A 17,681-nucleotide genomic window follows, 5' to 3' on the forward strand; every position below is an offset into this window, starting at 1 on the left:
TCCGCGACGTGCCAGGATCCAACGGTGACGACCGCGGTGTTCCTGTTCGTGGCCGGCGTCGCCGCGGGCGTCATCGGCACCGCGGGCGGCATCACGTCGCTCGTGGCGTACCCGGCCCTGCTCGCCGTGGGCATCCCGCCCCTCGCCGCGAACGTGACGAGCTCCGTGGCCCTGCTCGGCAGCGGGGCGGGATCGGCCCTCCGCGCGCGGGGCGACCTGGTCGGGCACGCGCCGACCGTCCGGCGGTGGCTGCCGGTCACGGTCGTCGTGTCGACCGCGGGCGCGGCCCTGCTGCTCGCGACGCCGTCGCACGTGTTCGACCGCATCGTCCCGTTCCTCGTCGCCGCGGGGTCCGCCCTGCTGCTCGCGCAACCGTGGATCGACCGCCGACGGACGGCGACGACGATGGCGCGCCCGGTCGCCGCGGCGAGCGTCGCCGGCGTCTCGCTCTACAACGGGTACTTCGGGGCGGGCTCCGGCGTCCTCATGATCGCCGTGCTGCTGCTCGACGGCGAACCCGTCCTGCACCGTGCGAACGCGCTGAAGAACGTGTTGCTCCTCGCTGGTGACATCGTGCCCGCCGTGCTGTTCGCCCTCTCCGGGACGGTCACGTGGGCGGCGGTGTGGCCCCTCGGCCTCGGCGCGCTCATCGGCGGGCTGATCGGTCCGAACGTCGCACGGCGTGTCCCGCAGACCGTCCTCCGTGTCGCCATCGCGGTGTGTGGGTTCGTGCTCGCCGGGTACCTGCTCGTCGCGGCATGACGAGCGGATCGGGAGCAGGCTCGGGGCATGACCGCTGACGACGCACTCGGGTCCATCGACCTCCCCGGCACCCCTCGACTGGTGGGCGCACCGTGGGGTGACACCTCGCGGCGGGGCCGCCCGTACGCGAAGGACCCGTCGGTGATCCGGTTCGGCGGCCGCTACCTGCTCTACTGCTCCTTGCCGTCCGGGTCCGACGACGTCGCCGAGGGCTGGTCGGTCGCCGTGGCCGAGAGCGACGACCTCGTGTCCTGGTGCACCGTCGCCGTCCTGCCGCCGTTCGGCGACTACGACGCGACGGGCGCCGCCGCCCCCGGTGCGGTCGTGCTCGACGGACGCGTGCACCTGTTCTTCCAGACCTACGGCCGTGGTCGCGAGGACGCGATCTGCCACGCCGTGAGCGACGACGGCATCGCCTTCACGCCGAACCCCGAGAACCCGGTCTTCGCGCCGTCGGGCGACTGGACGTGCGGACGTGCGATCGACGCCGACCTCGTGGCGACCGACGAGCACCTCGTGCTCGCCTGGGTCACGCGCGACCCGGAGATGCGGATCCAGATGCTCGGCACCGCTCGCGCGCCCCTCGACAGCGCGTTCGGCAGGGCGGACTGGGAGCAGCTGTCGGTCGACGGTCCGGCGCTGGCACCGGAACTGCCGTGGGAGCAGGAGTGCATCGAAGCGCCGGCGCTGCGCTGGGACGGCACGACGTTCACGATGTTCTACGCCGGCGCGTACAACAACTGCCCGCAGCAGATCGGCTGGGCGACGAGCACGGACGCGCGGACGTGGACGCGGGGTGCCGACGAGCCGCTGATCCCGGCGGGTCCGGTCGGCGCCTGGAACCACAGCGAGTCCGGACATCCCGGGTTCCTCGCCGACGGCCCCGACGCAGGGGTCCTGTTCTTCCAGGCGAACGCGGACGACGGGCACACGTGGCGGATCGGCGCGACACGGGTGTCGTTCGACGGTGCGACTCCGCGCGTCGAGTTCCACGGGGATGCCGCGCGATGACCGCCCCGATGCGCGTCGGCCTGGTCGGCGTGGGCACCATCAGCGCCCAGTACCTCGCCGACCTGCCGTCCCTGCCCGGACTCCGGCTCACCGCCGTCGCGGACGTCCTGGAGGACCGTGCGGCTGCCGTCGCCGCCGCTGCGGGCGTGCAGGCACTCGCGGTCGACGACCTCCTGACCTCGCCCGACGTCGACGTGGTGCTCAACCTGACGATCCCCGCCGCGCACGCGTCCGTGGCCACACGCGCCGTCGCGGCCGGCAAGCACGTGTACGGCGAGAAGCCGCTCGCGCTCTCGACCGCCGAGGCCGCCCCGGTGCTCGAGGCCGCCGCGCGCGCGGACGTCCGGGTGGGCAGCGCCCCGGACACCGTGCTCGGTACCGGCATCCAGACCGCACGGGCCGCGATCGACGACGGGCTCATCGGCACACCCGTCGGTGCCGCCGTCGCTTGGAGCGCGCCCGGGCACGAGCTGTGGCACCCCGCGCCGGGGTTCTACTACCAGCCGGGCGGGGGTCCGCTCTTCGACATGGGTCCCTACTCCCTGTCGAGCCTCGTGACCTTCCTCGGCCCCGTCGCCCGGGTGAGCGCGAGTGCGACGCGATCGGACCGCCGGCGCACGATCGGTACGGGCCCGGCGGCCGGGACGGGCATCGACGTGTCGGTCGACACCCACGTCGTCGCGATCCTCGAGCACGTCGACGGCAGCGTCTCGACCGTCACGATGTCGTTCGAGGTCTGGGCGACCCGCGCACCCCTGTTCGAGGTGTACGGCACCGCGGGCACGCTGGGTGTGCCCGACCCCAACCACTTCTCGGACCCCGTGTCGGTGTTCGTCGCCGGGAGCGACGCGTGGCGGGAGCTCCCGGTCGCCGGCGGGTACGCCGACGCGGGCCGCGGTCACGGCCTCGCGGACATGGCCCACGCGATCGCCACCGGCCGGCCGCACCGGGCCTCCGGCGCACTCGCGTTCCACGTGCTCGACGTGATGGAGTCGATCACCCGTGCCGCCGCCGAGCACCGCGTCGTCGAGATCGCGTCGCGCGTCGAGCGACCGGAGCCCGTCCCGCTGGGAGCGCGTCCCGACACCTGGTGAGCGTCCGCGCGTCGCGCGGAGCGAACACGAACACGAACACGAACACGAACACGAACACGAACACCGAGATGAGCCACGAGGGAGCGAGCATGCCATTGACGTTCGGGATGATCGGGGCGTCGACGATCGGTCCATCCGGGTTGGTCGAGCCTGCCGCACGTCGTCCGGACGTGCGCGTCGCGCGGGTCGCGGCGCGTCGCCCCGGGGCAGCCGCGGAGTACGCGCGGACGTGGGACATCCCGCGCGCGTCGGAGCACTACGAGGACGTCCTCGCCGACGCCGACGTCGACGCGGTGTACATCGCGAACGCCGCGGCCGAACACGCACGGTGGACGATCGCGGCGCTCCGCGCGGGCAAACACGTGTTGTGCGAGAAACCGATCGGTGTGAGCGGCGCCGAGGGTCGCGCGATCGTCGCCGTCGCGGCGGACTCGGGGCGGCTCGTCATGGAGGGGTTCCACTACCGCTTCCACCCGCTGTTCGACGCGCTCCGGACGCTGGTCGGGGACGGCCGGTACGGGCCGGTCTCGTCGATCAGCTCATCTGTCAACGGCACCCGCCCGTACGATCCGCAGTCGATCCTGCACGTCGCCGCGCTCGGAGGCGGCGCCCTCCTCCACAACGGCGTGTACGCCGTGCACTGGTCGCGACTCCTGTTCGACGCGGAGCCGAGCGAGGTGACCGCCCGTCAGCGGCGGAACCCGAGCGGCGCGGACTCGGACACGATCGCGACGCTGCGCTTCCCCACGGGCACCACCGCCAGCATCCACTGCTCGTTCGACCAGGACGATCCGGTGTCCCTCACGCTCCAACTCGCGGAGGCCGAGGTGACGGTGACGGGACCGATCGTGCCGCACCACGGAAACAGCCTCCGTGTCATCCCCCGACACGGCGCTCCGACGATGACGACGGTCGCCGGCGGCACGAGCTTCGACCACCAGCTCGACGCCTTCGTCCGTCGTGTCCGTGCCGGCGTCCCCGATCCGAGCACGGCGTACGGGCGCGGCGACGACATCGTCGCGAACCTCGACGTGGTGGATGCCATCCGCCGAGCCGCACGGTCCGGAGGGACGGAGCCGGTCCGACGGTGACGGGAGCGCTCAAGCCCCCGGCAGGAACAGACAGAACGGGTGGCCGTCCGGGTCGAGCATCACCCGGACGTCCTCGGTCGGCTGCCACGCTGCTTGCCGTGCGCCGAGCCCCTCGGCTCGCGCGACCGCGGCCGGCAGGTCCTCGACCAGGAAGTCGAGGTGGAGTTGCATGCCGGGCGCGTCCGCTCGGCCGGGCCAGGTCGGCGGGACGTACTCGGGCTCGAGCTGCACCGAGAGGCCCGGGCCGTCGTCAGGACGGACCCGGGCCCAGCTGTCGTCGTCCTCGAACACCGTCCAACCCGTCAGGGCGCCGGAGAAGCGGGCGAGCTCCAGGGGGCGCGGCGAGTCGAGGACGGTGGCGACGAGGGTCGGCATCGCGGGGTCGGCGGCGGTCATGCCGGGGAGCGTACGCCCGGTGGTCGGGCGGTGCCGCTCCCCGGCGCGGGCCGTCATCGTCCGTTCGCGGCCTCGCGCTCGAGTGCCCAGGTGACGTCGACCCAGCGGGTCCTCGGCGTCGGGATCACCAGGAGCGGCACGGTGTCCACGCCGACGGTCTCGACCTGCGGTGCGGCGCTCACCGGGCGCTCCCGGCCGGTGCGGCGTCGACGACGCTCGTGGTCACCGCGGTCCAGCCGATGGGGGTGCCGTCGGGCACCTTCCAGGAGGCAGCTGCCCCGCCCGTGACGACCTCGCGTTCGCCGATGAGCAGGCCGGTGGACGGATCGATGATGAGCTCCTGCTGGTCGCCGTTGCCCTGTGCGTAGCCGATCGCGACGCCGGTCCGCCCCTCGAGGTTGGCCTGGCGGTCGGTCAGGACGACCCCGGGGATGCCCGCGGCCGCCTTGTACAGGGCTGCGCGGAGGTCCGCCGGTGCGAGTCCACTGCGGAGCGTGTCGGCGATCCACCCGAACGCGGCGAGGTCCGGGTCGTCCTGGCCCTTCGTGGCGTCGTAAGCGTGCCGGAGCAGCGCGGCGGGGTCCCGTGGAAGGGCCGCGAGGTCCGACGGCGACACCACGGCCGGGCTCCCGTAGAACCCACCACCGGCTGCGCGCAGGTACTCCCCCTTCGCCTTGTCGGACACGCGCGCGGCGCGCTCGGAGTCGGGCCCGAACGTCTGCACCACCCGCTCCGGGTCGCGGACCCAGACCCAGTCACCGGCCGTGTCGGCGGGGACGTACAACTGGCCGTCCTGGGACGACAGGTAGGTGCCGGAGCCGTGGTCGTCCTCGAACCCGGATGCGTAGACGGCCCGCGTCGCGACCTCGAGGTACTGGCCGGGGTGCACGACCGGGTCCGTCGTGGCGGTCGTCGAGGCGGCGGCGTGGGTGAGGACCTCCGCCGCTGCCGGCGCGGCGCTCCCGTGCGGTCCGGTGCCGGCCACGCCGATCACGTTCCCGACGACGAGGGCCGCCGCGACGCCCGCGGCGACGACGGAACCGGCGCCGATCCACCCGGCACGGCGGCCGCGCCGACCGGATCCACGTCGGACCGGACCCCGTGTGGGCGTGCCCTGCTCGATGTGCGCGAGCAGTGCCTCCCGGCCGCGTGCCAACGTCTCCGGCTGGACCGGTTCCACGTCGTCACGAACGGACCGGAGCAGTGTCAACTCGTCCATGTTCCACCTCCTGAGCCGCGTCGCGGCCTGCAGCGGCACGCAGCGTGCGGCGTGCTCGGTTGAGTCGTGAGCGGACGGTCCCGACGGGAACGTCCAGCGCCAGGGCGACGCCCTCGTAGTCGAGGTCGGCCCAGGCGTAGAGCAGCAGCACGTCGCGGTCGCGGGCGGGCATCCGCTGGATCGCGGAGCGCAGTCGGCGGACCGCGAGTTCGGCCTCGAGCGCCTCGTGGTCGTGCTCGGTGACGAGCGCGGTCGGGTCGGCCCGGGCGCTCGCCCAGAGCCGCGCCTCGATCCGACGGTGCCGTTTCAGCAGCGTCGTGACGATGCCGTACAGCCAGGGCAGGGCGTCCGCGCGGTCGAGGTCGTACGCGGTCCGGCGCTCGAACGCGACGGTGAAGGTCTCGGACACCAGGTCCTCGGCCACGTCGGGTCCCGCGCGGCGCGCTGCGAACCGGTGGATCGCCGGGGCGTGCCGGTCGTACAGCTGCGCGAACTCGGCGGGCCGTTCCAGGGTCCGCCGGATGATGTCGCTGTCGGTGCTCACACCAGGTATTGCACGGACCGGGCGATCGGGTTCACGATCCGTTCCGGTCAGTCGCCGCTCGGCGTGTCGCGCCGTGCGGCACGGGTGCGCCGCGGCCTGGCGGAACGGGGCGGGATGGTGCGCATGTGGTCGCGGACGAGGGTGAGCACCCGGGACAACGCCGCGACGTCGTCGTGGCCGAGCGGCTCGAGGAACAGCTCGCGGAGGACCGCGACGTGGCCCGGGAACACGCGGGCGAGCACGGCGCGACCCGCGTCGGTGACCGTCACGGTGACGCCGCGCTCGTCCTCGGCCGAGGTGCTCCGGGCGACGAGCCCGGCCCGCTCGAGCAGCCCCACCTGGTAGGTGAGGCCGCTCCGGCTGTAGACGACGCCGTCGGCGAGTTCGGTCATCCGGCGGCTGCCGTCCGGAGCGTCGCCCAGCGTGGCGAGGAGCTGGAACTGCACGTAGCTGAGGTCGCCGGCCTCACGCAGCTGCTGCTCGACCGTGTGGCGCAGCAGACTGCTCACCTCGATGAGCGCGAAGTACGCGTCGAGTTCGACGGGGTCGAGCAGGGGTCGGGCTTCGTCGGCGGGCATCCGTCCATCGTACGGTGCTTCGAATTCCCAGCACCCGAGGGGCAGCGGCGCGCCGGTGACCGCGCACATGCCGGGAGGCCCGGCGGACGTGACCGGTGAACCGGACGTCCGCCGGGCCTCCCGGCCGCGCGGCGTGCTCGTCAGCGCTTGAGGTTCGTCAGCTCCTCGAGCACGGAGTCGGACGTCGTGATGATGCGGGCGTTCGCCTGGAACCCACGCTGCGCGACGATGAGGTTCGTGAACTCCTGCGACAGGTCGACGTTCGACATCTCGAGGGTGCCCGACGCGAGGGAACCGAGCGCGCCCGAGCCGGGAATCCCGACCTGCGGGGCGCCGGAGTTCGCCGACGCGCGGTAGCCCGACGCGCCGACCTTCTCGAGGCCGCCCGGGTTGGCGAACGACGCCAGGGCGATCCGACCGACGGCCAGCGTGGACCCGTTCGAGAACTGTCCGACGAGGGTGCCGTCCTGCGAGATGGAGAAGCCCTTCAGTGTCCCGGCCTCGTGGCCGTTCTGGCTGCTGATGGAGGCGGTCGAGAGCGTCGCGAACCCCGTGAGCTGCGTCATGTCGGCGGTGATGCCACCGACCTTCAGCGTGCCGCCGCTCGTGATCTTGCCGTCCGCGCCGAACGTGATCGTGCCGGAGGCGGCATTGCCCTCGCCGTCGGTGCCGGTGACGTTCCAGCCTGCCGCGGTCTTCGTGTAGGCGAGCGACATGGTGTGCTTGGTGCCGTACGCGTCGTACACGTCGCTGTCGCGGGTGATCGTCTGCCCGACGGCGGTGTCGGACGGCAGGTTGCCGTCGACCGTCGCCGAGGTCGTGGCGGCGGCCGGCGCGGCAGCGGTGAGCGGCAGGGTGATGTCGGTCAGTTGGCCGCCGTCGTCGACGACGCCGTTGGTGGCCGAGTAGCCCTGGACGATCTTGCCGTCCGGGGTGGTCAGGCGGCCCTGGGCGTCGAAGTCGAACGAGCCGGCCCGCGTGTAGACGGTGTCGTTCCCCTGACGCGTGACGAAGAACCCGTCGCCGGAGATCATGAGGTCGGTGGCCTTGCCGGTCGCCTCGGCCGAGCCCTGCGCGAAGTTCGTCGAGACGCCGGCGACCTGCACGCCGAGGCCGATCTGGGCCGGGTTCGTGCCGCCGAGGCCGGACTGCGGGGAGCCCGCACCCTGGGTCATCTGCGACAGGGTGTCCTGGAACACGGTCGTCGACGACTTGAAGCCGGCCGTGTTGACGTTGGCGATGTTGTTGCCCGTGACGTCGAGCATCTCCTGGTGGGAGCGGAGTCCGGAGATCCCGGAGTACAGCGAGCGGAGCATGGTGCGTCCTTTCGGAGGGCGACGGGCCGGCTGGCTCGCCGTCGGTGACGGAAGTGGTGGTCTCCGCGGCGCGTCCGTGCTGTGCGGTGGTGGTCCGACCGGCCGTCCTGGCCGGGGTGGTCGTGCGGGCAGGGCCCGGGGATGTGCAGGGCCGTCAGGATCCGCTGCTGGTCGTGGTCGTGACCCCGGAGACGCTGTCCAGAGCGACCTCCTTCCCGTTGACGGTCACCTGCGGGACGCTCCCGGCGTACGAGACGGCGGTGGCGGTGCCGGTCACGTCGGTGCCGGTCGTCGGGTCGGTGTAGGAGACCTGCTTGCCGACGAGGTTGGCGGCGGCGATCCGCATCTGGAGCGAGAAGTTCTCGTTCGCGGTCGACGTCTGGTTCGTCATCTGCTCCATCATCGCCATCTGCGTCTGCTGGCTGATCATGGCGTTCGTGTCCATCGGACTCGATGGGTCCTGGTTCTGCAGCTGCGTGACGAGCAGCTTGAGGAACATCTGCGAGTCCATCGTCGACGAGGTCGTCGTCGGGTTCGCCGCGAGCGCTGATGCCTGGGCGGCCGTGTCCACGGTGCCGGTGATGCCGTCGAGTGCCATGTGCGGTCCTTCGTTCGTTCTCGGTGACTATCGGTCGTCGTTCGGGTCTCGTCAGCGCCGTCAGGCGAGGACGTCGAGCCCGGTGGTCGGGGTGGCCGTCCGTCCGGCGGCCGCAGCGGTGTCAGCGGACGCCGCCGTGGCGCCGGCGGCCCGGACCGGACCGCCCGGGCCGGGCGTCGGGGCGGTCGAGGGTCGCCGGTCGCCGCCGCCCGTGTCCGACGGCTGGTTCTGCCCCGAGAGGTCGAGTGTCGTCGCCACCCCGGTCTGCCCGAGGTCACGTCGGAGCTCGGGCATGATCGACCGCACCGCGTCCCGGCCCGCGTCCGACGCGGCGAACAGCTCGACGCGCATCCCGTCGGCGGACACGTGCGCGCGGACGGTCACCGATCCGAGCGTCTCCGGGCTCACCGTGACGGTCACGACGTGCTCGCCGTGTGGTGCTGCCGCGAGCGTGAACAGCGGTCGCGCGAGCTGCTGCGCCAACGGCGCGGGGGTCGGCGACGGCGCTGCGGCGGTCGCCGACACCGCGGGACCGGCCGGTCCGGCTCCCGGGGCCACCGCGGGTACGGCGAACGGGAGGGACGGGGCCGCGTCCGACGCGCGCTGGTCGACGGCCGCGGGTCCGGTCGTCGTGCGCGCCGGACCGGCCGGAGCCGGTCCCGCGGTGCGGGTCGGGAGGGACGGTGCGGCGTCCGCGGACGCCATGCGGACCGCCGGTCGCTCGGTCGCCGTCGACGGCCGGACGGTGATCGCCCCGCTGGCCGCCGCCGCGCTCGGCAGGGGTCCGCTCGTCGCGGTGTCGCTCGTCGCGGTGCCGCTCGTCGCGGTGCCGGTCGTGGCGGGTCCGGTGACGCTCGCTCCGGTGCTCGAGGCGTCGGTGGCGCGCCCGGCGATGCCGACCCCGTCGGTGATGGCTTCGGAGGTCCTGGTCTCGACGGAGCCGGACCGGGAGGCGCCGGTGCCGGCGCCGGTGCCGGTGGCACTCCGGCCGAGCCGGCTGCGGCCGAAGGTGTCGACTCCGACCGGCGACGTCGACGTGACGGAGGCGCCACCCGGGGCCGTGGTGCCTCCGGCGAGCGTGCCGGGGACGCCTGCGGTCGCGCTCGGGTCGGACGTCGCGTCGGCCGCGGTGTTCCCGGGAACGCCGTCGGGCACCGGGGCGGCGGCGAGTCCGGGCAGTCCCCCCATCGGGGTGAGCGTCGCCGGCACGGCGGGTGTCGAGCCGGAGGCACCGGACCCGAGCGCCGCGCGGCGGCCGGTGGTCGTGTCCGCGCCGAGACCGACACCCGTCGGCGCGGCGCCCCCGGCGACGGTGGTGGCCGTGGCGGTCGTGGCACCGGGGACGTCGAGCGCAGCACCCGCGCCCGTCGGGACAGCGACGACCGAGCCGGACGTGGTTCCGGTGTCGGCCACGGCCGAGGGCGCACCGGCGGCCGTCGAGGACGCCCCGGTGACGGCAGCAGCCAGGCTCGCGAGCGCCGCGGCACCGGCGACGTCCACGAGCCCGTCCCTGACGTCGGCGCCGGACTGGTCGCCCGCGTCCGTCCCGTTCGCGGGCGTCGATGCCGACCGGGCTCGTTCCGCATGGCGGTCGGCGCCGTCGTGGCGACCCCGTGGTCGTGCGGCGCGGTCCTCGTGGCGGCTCCCGGGCCTCCCGGTCGATGGAGCGGGCCGGTGATCGGGTCGGACGCCGGCCTCCTGGTCCAGCCGGTCGTCGGACCGGCCGTCCCGATCGCTGTCGGTGGCGACGGAGGCCAGGGTCGCGTCGAAGTCCCCGGAGCCGGTGGGCGAGGTCGGACGTCCCGTACCGGACCGTGGCGCCGCGGGCGGCGGTGCCGCGGGCGTGGCGAGCACGGTCATGCGATGCTCCCGCCGCCGAGCAGCGACATGAGCGCCGCTGTCTGGAGGTCGGCCGACGAGGTCCCCGCGGTGCCGCCGAGCGACGAGAGCGACGACAGGCCCCCGAGCGAGGACAGCGAGGACAGCGAGGACAGTGAGGACAGGCCGCCGAGTGAGGACAGCCCCCCGAGCGACGCCAGCGCGTCGAGCGACGACGCGCTCGAGCCCGCTCCCGTCGCGGACGACAGCGACGCCAGGAGGGACCGGGCGGACGCCAACGCGGAGGCGTCGGAGGCGGAGGCGGAGGCGGCCGCGGCCGGGGGCGAGGACGTGGCGGTCGACGGCACGATGCGTCGGATCGTCGCGATGTCGCTGTCCTTCAGCCAGTTGTCGACGATGCGGACGTCCTTGCCGGGGTGCGGCGCGTGGAGCACCTTCCCGTTGCCGACGTAGATGACGACGTGGCCCTCGCCCTTCGGGATGATGAGGTCCCCGGGCTGCGCCTGGGCCAGCGAGGGCACGGCGACGCCCATCTTCGCCTGGTCCGGCACGACGCGGGGCATGTGGACGCCGAGGTCCTTGAACACCGTCTGGACGAGTCCCGAGCAGTCCATACCGGACCGGGTGGTGCCACCGAACACGTACGGCACGCCGAGGTATTTCTCCGCGTCCGCCACGACCTCGGTTCCCGTGGCCCCGGACCCCGTCGCCAGCGTGCCGGCCTCGGCATCCGTCGACGTCGGCGCGGCAGCGTCGGTGGTGGCCGGAGCAGCGGTGGCACTGGCGCCGGTCGCCGTCGTCGGGTCGCTCGCGGCGCTCAGGGCGTCCGCGAACGCGGTCGAGGCATCGGTGGAACTCGTGGCGGTCGCGCTCGCGTCGACACCGCCGCGCAGGGTGGCAATCTGGGACTGGATCTCCTGGATCCGGGCGAACACCGCGTCGACGGTCATCGGGCACCTCCGGTGGGGTCGGTGGGGGCCGCGGGACGCTCGGTCTCCGGCGGCGTGGGTCGTGCCGTGCGGGCGGCGATCTCGTCGAGGACGAGCTGTTCGGCGCGCAGGTCCTCCTCGGCGACGCGCTCGGCGTGCCGTTGCTCGAGCTTCTCGAGTCCGATCGCGGCACGGCGTGCGTCGTGGTGGGCGCTGCGGGCCCGGTCGGCGGCGGCACGGCGGGTGGCCTCGACCCCCGCGAGCTCCTCGAGCATCCCGCGGGTCGCGGCGCGGGCGGCGGCGACCGCGCTGAGCACCGCGGCGTCGGTGACCTCGGCCTGCGGGTCGTCGAGCGTGCGGCGGGCGGCCATCCGTGCGTCGGCGGCGTCGCGGAGCCGCTCGTTGGCGGCAGCCAGCTCGGCGGCGGCCTGGTCCTGTTGCGCGTGCCGGAGGCGGAGCAGTCCGGCGAGGGCGAAGCGGCGGGGCATCAGACGCCCCCGAACCGCGCGACGAGGGCGGCGAGCCGGCGCCAGGAGTCCTCGGCCTCGGCGCGCTCGTCCATGCCCTGCCGGAGGAACGCGTCGATCGCGCCCTGGTGGTCCACCGCGGCGTCGACGAGGGGGTTGCTCCCCCGCTGGTACGCCCCGACGTCGAGCAGGTCCTGCGCGGCCTTCCGCGCAGCCATGACCGATCGGAGCGTGGTGGCGAGGGCGCGGCGGTCCGCCGGCGTCACCTTGCCGGCGACGCGGGACACCGACCCGAGGGGGTCGACGGACGGGAAGTGTCCCGTGACCGCCAGGCGCCGGTCGAGCACGACGTGCCCGTCGAGGATGCTCCGCGCCGCGTCGGCGATCGGCTCGTTGTGGTCGTCGCCGTCGACGAGCACCGTGTACAGGCCGGTGACGCTGCCGACGCGGTCCGTTCCGGCACGCTCGAGCAGTCCTGCGAGGAGCAAGAAGGTCGACGGCGGGTACCCGCGGGTCGCGGGCGGCTCGCCCACGGACAGGCCGATCTCGCGCTGCGCCATCGCGACGCGGGTGAGCGAGTCCATCATGAGGACGACGTCCTGTCCGGCGTCGCGGAACGACTCGGCGATGCGGGTCGCCAGGAACGCCGCCCGGAGCCGCATGAGCGCCGGCTCGTCGGACGTGGCGACGACGACGACCGAACGCGCGAGCCCGGCTGGCCCGAGGTCGTCCTCGAGGAACTCCCGGACCTCGCGACCGCGTTCACCGACGAGGGCGATGACGCTCACGGCCGCGTCGCTCCCCCGCGCGATCATCGACAGCAGGGACGACTTGCCGACACCCGAGCCGGCGAACAGCCCCAGGCGCTGCCCTCGGCCGACGGTGGTGAGGGTGTCGAGCACGCGGACACCGAGCTGGAGCGGGGTCGCGATCCGTGCGCGGTGCATGGCGGAGGGCGTGTCGTGGTCGAGGGGCACCAGGTCGTCGGCGTCGAGCGGCCCGGCACCGTCGATCGGCCGCCCGAGCCCGTCGAGCACACGCCCGAACAGACCGGTACCGGTGGGCACGAGCACGGGACGCCCGGTCGGCCGTGCCGGGGTGCCCGCGGTCACCCCGGTGAGTCGGCCGAGCGGCATGCAGCGGATGCCGCTCGCGTCGGTGGCCACGACCTCGACGGCGACCGGTGGTTCGCCGTCCCGGCCGACGGCGACGACCTCGCCGATCGCGCAGTCGAGCCCCGCGATCGTGAGTCCGAGTCCGACGGCGCTCGTGACGACGCCGACCCGCTGCGGACGTGCCGCCGCGACGGCGCGGTCGAGGGCCGCCGGACGGATCCGCGGCGGCGTTCGCACGCTCACGAGGCGGTCCCGTCGTCCGGCGCGAGGTCGAGCGCGGCACGCACGCGGGCGAACGCCGTGGTGATGCGCGCGTCGAGGATCCCGGAGGGCAGGTCGACCACGGCGTCGCCGTCGCGCAATGCCGGGTCCGCGACAATGGGGACCGGCAGAGCGGCCCCTGCGACGGCGGCGGCGTCCGCCGGGCTGAGGCGCACCGCCAGCGCGACGTCGGTGTCGAGGGACGCGAGCACGCGTCGGACGGTCGCGAGCGCGCCGGACGGGTGCTGCGCCTCCCGGCCGTCGGTGGGCATCGCCCGGGAGGCCCGGATCTCGTGTCCGACGACGGCTTCGGCGAGCTCCACGGCGGTGGTGACCACGGTCTCCTCGGCCTCGTGCAGCACCGGGACCACGCGTGCCACGAGCGCGCGCGTCGCGGTCTCGAGCGCGGCCACGGCGGCGGCCGTCCGCGCCTCGAGCGCTGCGGTGCGGGCCACGTGCTCGGCCTCGAGCTCAGCCCGCCGCACCGACGCCTCGGCCTCGGCGGCGCGCAGGCCCGCCGCGTAGCCCGCGGCGTGACCGCGCACGTCGGCCTGCGCCTTCCGACGCTCCTCGGCCGGGGCCGCGATCGAGGGATAGGCGATCCGGGTGAACGTGGCAGCGCTCGTGTCGACGTCACTCAACGAAGTCGTCCTCCTCGGCGCGGTGCACCGTGATGACGCCCTGGGCCTCGAGCTCGCGGACGGAACGGACCACCTCGGCACGTGCTTCCTCGACCTGCGACATGCGGACCGGCCCCATCGACTGCACCTCGTCGTCGAGCAGGTCACGGTTGCGCTCGGACACGTTCGCGCGGATGGTCTCGACGACCGCCTGCTGCGCGCCCTTCATCGCCGTCGCGAGCACCTTCGAGTCGATGCCGCGGAGCACCTGCTGGATGTCCCGCGCCTCGAGCTTGACGATGTCGGCGAACGTGAGCATGCGCGACCGGATGTCCTCGGCGAGCTCCGGGTCGCGCGACTCGAGGCTGTCGAGCAGGGCCCGCTCGGTCGACACGTCCGACCGGTTGATGATCTCGACGAGGGGCGCGATGCCGCCGACGACCTCGACGCTCTCGCGGGGAGCGACGACGGCGCCGGCGCGACCGCGGAGCGTCGCGGCGACGATCCCGACGGCCTCCGGGGTCGCCGTGCCCATGGTCGCGAACGCCTGCGCGACGTCGGTCCGCGCGGCCTCGTCGATGCCGGCGAGCACCGCGGACGCCTGCCCGGCGCTGAGGTGCGCGAGCACGAGCGCGATCGTCTGCGGCAGCTCGCCGTCGAGTAGCGTGACGACCTGCCCGGGCTCGGCCTCGTCGAGGAACTCGAACGACGCCCCGGCCATCGTGGACGCCAGGCGTTCCATGACACCCGCGGCCCGCTCGGAGCCGAACGACGCCTCGAGCAGTCCGAGCGCGGCGTCCTTGCCCCCGCGGCGGGTGACCCGGCCGGTCGTGCTGATGCGGTGGAACTCGGCGATCGCGCGGTCCGCCACCGTCTGGTCGACGCGGCGCATCCGGACGATCTCGGCCGTGATCTCCTCGGCTTCGAGCTCCGAGAACTGCTTCATGACCTTCGCGGCGCTGGCCGTGTCCATCTGCATGAGGATGACCGCGACCTTCTGCGCGCCGGTGAGCTGTTGCGTCCCGGCCGTCGGGGCCCCGCTGCTCGGGGTCGTCAGCGGCGTGCTCACACCGAGGTCCTGTCGTCGAGCAGCCCGCGGAGCAGGTCGGCGGTCTTCTCGGGATCACGCTCGGCGAGGGCGGCGATGTCCGCCCGCCGGCGCTCCGCCGTGACGTCCTCGCTCGAGAGCACCTCGGTCGGGGCGTCTCCGGTGGGCGCCTCACCGAGCGTCGGCAGCGCGATGGTCGGTGCGTCCGCCGCGGCGAGCGACGCACGCGGGTCCGCACCGTCGAGCGCGATCGGCAGCTCGTACGCGTCGGAGAACGCGTCGAGCTCGCCGAGGTCGACGTCCTCGCGTTCGGCGCGCCGACCCCGGCGGGCCATCATGACGAGCACGGCGACGATCGCGAGCACGACACCGCCCACGATGGCCGCGGTGCGGATGGTGGACCACATCGCGGTCGCGGCGGCCTGGGCGTCGGCGGCCTTGAGCGCGGCGGCGGCCTGCTTGGCCGCGTCGTTGTTGAAGTCGACGACCGCGACCTTCACCTGGTCGCCGCGGGTCTGGTCGACACCGGCGGCGTTGGCCACGAGGTCGTCGATGCTCTGCAGGTTGACGCCCTTGGCGGCCTTGCTGTTGAGCGCGACCGAGATGGTCTGCCGGTTGAGCGCACCGGCCGGGATCGTGGTGGTCTCGGTCGTCTTGTCGACGGCGTTGTCCTTGGTCGACGACTCGTTCGTGTAACCGTTGCCCGAGCCGCTGGACCCACTCGATCCACTCGTGCCGCTCGTCGAACTGCCGCTCGGCACGGCGATGTTGTCCGGGCCGAGGACACCGGTCGCTCCGGATCCGCCGGCGCCGGAGCCGTCGTAGCTCTCGGTCGAGCTGGACTCGTTGAGCGCGACGGGGCCGCTCGTGGGCTGGGCGAACGACTCGGTGGTGCGCGTCCCGGAGTTCGGGTCCATGGTCGCCGCGACGACGACCGAGGAGTTGCCGGCGCCGACCACCTTGTCGAGCAGTGCCTGGACCTGCTGGCCGACGCGGGTGTCGTAGTCGCTCGCCTGGTCGTCGGACCCGCCGGTGGTGCCGGTGCCGACGGCCGAGAGCACGTCGCCCTTCGCGTCGACGACCGAGACGTCGGTCGGCTGCATGCCCTCGACGGCGGCGCTCGTCAGGTGCACGATCGCCTGGACCTGCTCGGTGCTCAGCGTCTGGCCGGCCTTCGGCTCGACGAACACCGACGCGGTCGGGTCCTTGGTCTCCGAGACGAACACGCTCTTCTCGGGGATCGCGAGCTGCACGGACGCCGTCTGCACGCCGTCCATGGCGCTGATCGTCTTGGCGAGCTCGCCCTCGATCGCGCGCTTGTACGTGACGTTCTGCTGGAACTCCGACGCCGTGACGCCCATCTTGTCGAGCAGTGCGTACCCACCCTCGTTCGACGACGGCAGCCCGTTCGAGGCCGCCTTGAGGCGTTCCTGGTACACGTCGCCCTGGGGCACGAGGATGGTCGCCCCGCCGTCGGTGAGCTGGTACGGCACGTTGTCCGTCGTCAGCTGGTCGGTGATCGAGCTGGCGTCGGTGGCGGCGAGGCCGGTGAACAGCGGCGCGTACGAGGGCTTCGAGAGCCAGCTCGTCAGGGCGATCGCGCCGAGCACGACGGCCGCGATCCCGATGACCGCGATGGTGCGCTGCGCGACACTGAAGCCCTTGAGGGTCGCGCCGAGACGCGCGAACGCGTTGCGGAGTGCGAGCGGCATCAGGCCTGCATCCTCATGATCTCGTTGAAGGCGTCGACGCCCTTGTTCCGCACGGCGGAGACGAGTTCGAGCGTCACCTGCGCGCGGGTGGCGGCGATGGTCGCGTCGTGGATGTCGTCGAGGTTCCCGGTCACGGCCTTGACGGCGAGCGTGTTCGATTGGCTCTCGAGCGACTGGAGGCCGTCCACCGCGTTGCCGAGACTCGTGGCGAACGACCCGTCGGTGCCGGTCGTGGGCTCGGCGGTGGTGGCGGGCGTGGTGGCCTGCGAGGTGCCGAACACGCCGGAGAGCGCGTTCGTGGTGACCCCGTTGACGGCGTCGATGGGCATCAGTTCTTCCCGATCTGGAGTGCCGCCTCGTAGGCGGTCTTGGCACGGTCGACCACGGCGGCGTTCGCCTGGTAGCCGCGCTGGGCCATGATGAGGTCCGCCATCTGCGTCCCGAGGTCGATGTCCGGCATCCGGACGTACCCCTCCTTGTTCGCGAGCGGGTTGTCCGGGTCGTAGGTCACGCGGCCGGCGGCACTGCCGAACGCGGCGCCCTCGACGTAGGCGCCGGAGACACCGTCGCCTTCCTGGACCTCGACGTACCGGGCCTGGAACGCCGAGTCGTCCATGGACTTGACCGTGTTGACGTTCGCGATGTTGTCCGAGATCGCGTCGAGCCACTTCCGGTGCACCGTGAGGCCGGTGCTCGCGATGCCGATCGCGTCGAACGTGGTCACGAGTCGGTCCGCATCGCCGCGCGGACCGCCGTGAGCTCCGCGTTCATCGCCTGTGACGCGAACTGGTACCGCAGGGTCGTGTCGACGTTGGACAGCGTCTCCTCGTCGAGGTCGACGTTGTTGCCGTTCGTGTTCGTCGGCTCGAGGCTCCGCGCGATGGTCGGCGTCGTGCTGCCGTTCCCGTCCGCGACGGACTGGGCGAGCGCGTCCTCGAACTGCACCTTCTCGGCGTGGTAGTTCGGCGTGTTGATGTTCGCGATGTTGTTCGCGATCACCTTCTGCCGGAGCGAGAGACCGTCGAGCGCGCTCTGCAGCGCCGAGGTCGACACGGAGTCGAGCATGACCAGCCGTTCCACG

The 17,681-nt window shown here is 73.3% G+C and carries 21 protein-coding genes; 4 read left to right on the forward strand and 17 right to left on the reverse strand.

Translation table 11 applies throughout. From position 1 onward, the window contains the following. Positions 1-24: 24 nt before the first annotated feature. From DEI92_RS04025 to DEI92_RS04040, 4 genes are read left to right on the forward strand one after another with little or no spacing between them, the layout of a single operon-like run. On the forward strand, positions 25-762 hold the full coding sequence (locus DEI92_RS04025; RefSeq protein WP_111012474.1) for a sulfite exporter TauE/SafE family protein: 738 nt from the start codon (positions 25-27) through the stop codon (positions 760-762). 27 nt (positions 763-789) lie between these two features. After that, the gene (locus tag DEI92_RS04030; RefSeq protein WP_111012475.1) at positions 790-1,773 is read left to right on the forward strand and encodes a glycoside hydrolase; all 984 of its coding nucleotides are present in this window, start codon (positions 790-792) and stop codon (positions 1,771-1,773) included. Continuing rightward, positions 1,770-2,867 (forward strand): Gfo/Idh/MocA family protein, encoded by a 1,098-nt coding sequence (locus DEI92_RS04035; protein ID WP_111012476.1) that lies wholly within the window; start codon positions 1,770-1,772, stop codon positions 2,865-2,867. Before DEI92_RS04030 ends, DEI92_RS04035 begins: the two co-directional genes overlap by 4 nt. Next, a complete protein-coding gene (locus DEI92_RS04040) occupies positions 2,864-3,958 on the forward strand; it encodes a Gfo/Idh/MocA family protein (RefSeq protein WP_111012477.1) in 1,095 nt (364 codons plus the stop codon). Before DEI92_RS04035 ends, DEI92_RS04040 begins: the two co-directional genes overlap by 4 nt. A 9-nt stretch (positions 3,959-3,967) precedes the next feature. On the opposite strand, the gene DEI92_RS04045 is transcribed toward DEI92_RS04040, so the two are convergent. The 17 genes from DEI92_RS04045 to DEI92_RS04120 all read right to left on the reverse strand — a co-directional run bounded on the left by DEI92_RS04045 (position 3,968) and on the right by DEI92_RS04120 (position 17,665). Then, the gene (locus DEI92_RS04045) at positions 3,968-4,354 is read right to left on the reverse strand and encodes a VOC family protein (protein WP_258370057.1); all 387 of its coding nucleotides are present in this window, start codon (positions 4,352-4,354) and stop codon (positions 3,968-3,970) included. Between the two features lie 53 nt (positions 4,355-4,407). After that, entirely contained in the window at positions 4,408-4,536 is a 129-nt protein-coding gene (locus DEI92_RS16795) for a hypothetical protein (protein WP_258368438.1), read from the reverse strand. Beyond that, on the reverse strand, positions 4,533-5,573 hold the full coding sequence (locus tag DEI92_RS04050) for a CU044_5270 family protein (RefSeq protein ID WP_111012478.1): 1,041 nt from the start codon (positions 5,571-5,573) through the stop codon (positions 4,533-4,535). The genes DEI92_RS16795 and DEI92_RS04050 overlap by 4 nt, the downstream gene beginning before the upstream one ends. Continuing rightward, positions 5,539-6,117: an RNA polymerase sigma factor gene (locus tag DEI92_RS04055; RefSeq protein ID WP_258368437.1), complete on the reverse strand. Its 579-nt coding sequence runs from the start codon at positions 6,115-6,117 to the stop codon at positions 5,539-5,541. Before DEI92_RS04055 ends, DEI92_RS04050 begins: the two co-directional genes overlap by 35 nt. 47 nt (positions 6,118-6,164) lie before the next feature. Then, positions 6,165-6,695 (reverse strand): MarR family winged helix-turn-helix transcriptional regulator, encoded by a 531-nt coding sequence (locus tag DEI92_RS04060; protein WP_111012479.1) that lies wholly within the window; start codon positions 6,693-6,695, stop codon positions 6,165-6,167. Positions 6,696-6,835: 140 nt separating this feature from the next. Next, positions 6,836-8,011, reverse strand: coding sequence for a flagellar hook protein FlgE (locus tag DEI92_RS04065; RefSeq protein WP_111012480.1), 1,176 nt, complete (start codon positions 8,009-8,011; stop codon positions 6,836-6,838). 154 nt (positions 8,012-8,165) lie between these two features. Beyond that, on the reverse strand, positions 8,166-8,609 hold the full coding sequence (locus tag DEI92_RS04070; protein WP_111012481.1) for a flagellar hook capping FlgD N-terminal domain-containing protein: 444 nt from the start codon (positions 8,607-8,609) through the stop codon (positions 8,166-8,168). 60 nt (positions 8,610-8,669) lie between these two features. Then, positions 8,670-10,469 (reverse strand): flagellar hook-length control protein FliK, encoded by a 1,800-nt coding sequence (locus DEI92_RS04075; protein WP_111012482.1) that lies wholly within the window; start codon positions 10,467-10,469, stop codon positions 8,670-8,672. Continuing rightward, a complete protein-coding gene (locus DEI92_RS04080; protein ID WP_111012483.1) occupies positions 10,466-11,398 on the reverse strand; it encodes a C40 family peptidase in 933 nt (310 codons plus the stop codon). Before DEI92_RS04080 ends, DEI92_RS04075 begins: the two co-directional genes overlap by 4 nt. After that, positions 11,395-11,865, reverse strand: coding sequence for a hypothetical protein (locus tag DEI92_RS04085; RefSeq protein ID WP_111008835.1), 471 nt, complete (start codon positions 11,863-11,865; stop codon positions 11,395-11,397). The genes DEI92_RS04080 and DEI92_RS04085 overlap by 4 nt, the downstream gene beginning before the upstream one ends. Then, complete coding sequence (locus DEI92_RS04090) at positions 11,865-13,196, reverse strand: FliI/YscN family ATPase (RefSeq protein ID WP_111012831.1); 1,332 nt, start codon at positions 13,194-13,196, stop codon at positions 11,865-11,867. The genes DEI92_RS04085 and DEI92_RS04090 overlap by 1 nt, the downstream gene beginning before the upstream one ends. 2 nt (positions 13,197-13,198) lie before the next feature. Beyond that, positions 13,199-13,861, reverse strand: a complete 663-nt coding sequence (locus DEI92_RS04095; protein WP_181434638.1) for a FliH/SctL family protein — start codon at positions 13,859-13,861, stop codon at positions 13,199-13,201. Then, entirely contained in the window at positions 13,854-14,909 is a 1,056-nt protein-coding gene (gene fliG / locus DEI92_RS04100) for a flagellar motor switch protein FliG (RefSeq protein ID WP_258370058.1), read from the reverse strand. Before fliG ends, DEI92_RS04095 begins: the two co-directional genes overlap by 8 nt. Next, positions 14,906-16,600, reverse strand: a complete 1,695-nt coding sequence (gene fliF / locus DEI92_RS04105) for a flagellar basal-body MS-ring/collar protein FliF (protein ID WP_111008832.1) — start codon at positions 16,598-16,600, stop codon at positions 14,906-14,908. Before fliF ends, fliG begins: the two co-directional genes overlap by 4 nt. Further along, on the reverse strand, positions 16,600-16,929 hold the full coding sequence (gene fliE / locus DEI92_RS04110) for a flagellar hook-basal body complex protein FliE (protein ID WP_111012485.1): 330 nt from the start codon (positions 16,927-16,929) through the stop codon (positions 16,600-16,602). The genes fliF and fliE overlap by 1 nt, the downstream gene beginning before the upstream one ends. Beyond that, positions 16,929-17,324 (reverse strand): flagellar basal body rod protein FlgC, encoded by a 396-nt coding sequence (locus tag DEI92_RS04115; RefSeq protein WP_111008830.1) that lies wholly within the window; start codon positions 17,322-17,324, stop codon positions 16,929-16,931. Before DEI92_RS04115 ends, fliE begins: the two co-directional genes overlap by 1 nt. Beyond that, positions 17,321-17,665 (reverse strand): flagellar basal body protein, encoded by a 345-nt coding sequence (locus DEI92_RS04120; protein WP_111012833.1) that lies wholly within the window; start codon positions 17,663-17,665, stop codon positions 17,321-17,323. Before DEI92_RS04120 ends, DEI92_RS04115 begins: the two co-directional genes overlap by 4 nt. Positions 17,666-17,681 lie beyond the last annotated feature (16 nt).

Origin of the sequence: Curtobacterium sp. MCBD17_034, assembly GCF_003234515.1 — a bacterium.
Classification (GTDB): Bacteria; Actinomycetota; Actinomycetes; order Actinomycetales; family Microbacteriaceae; genus Curtobacterium.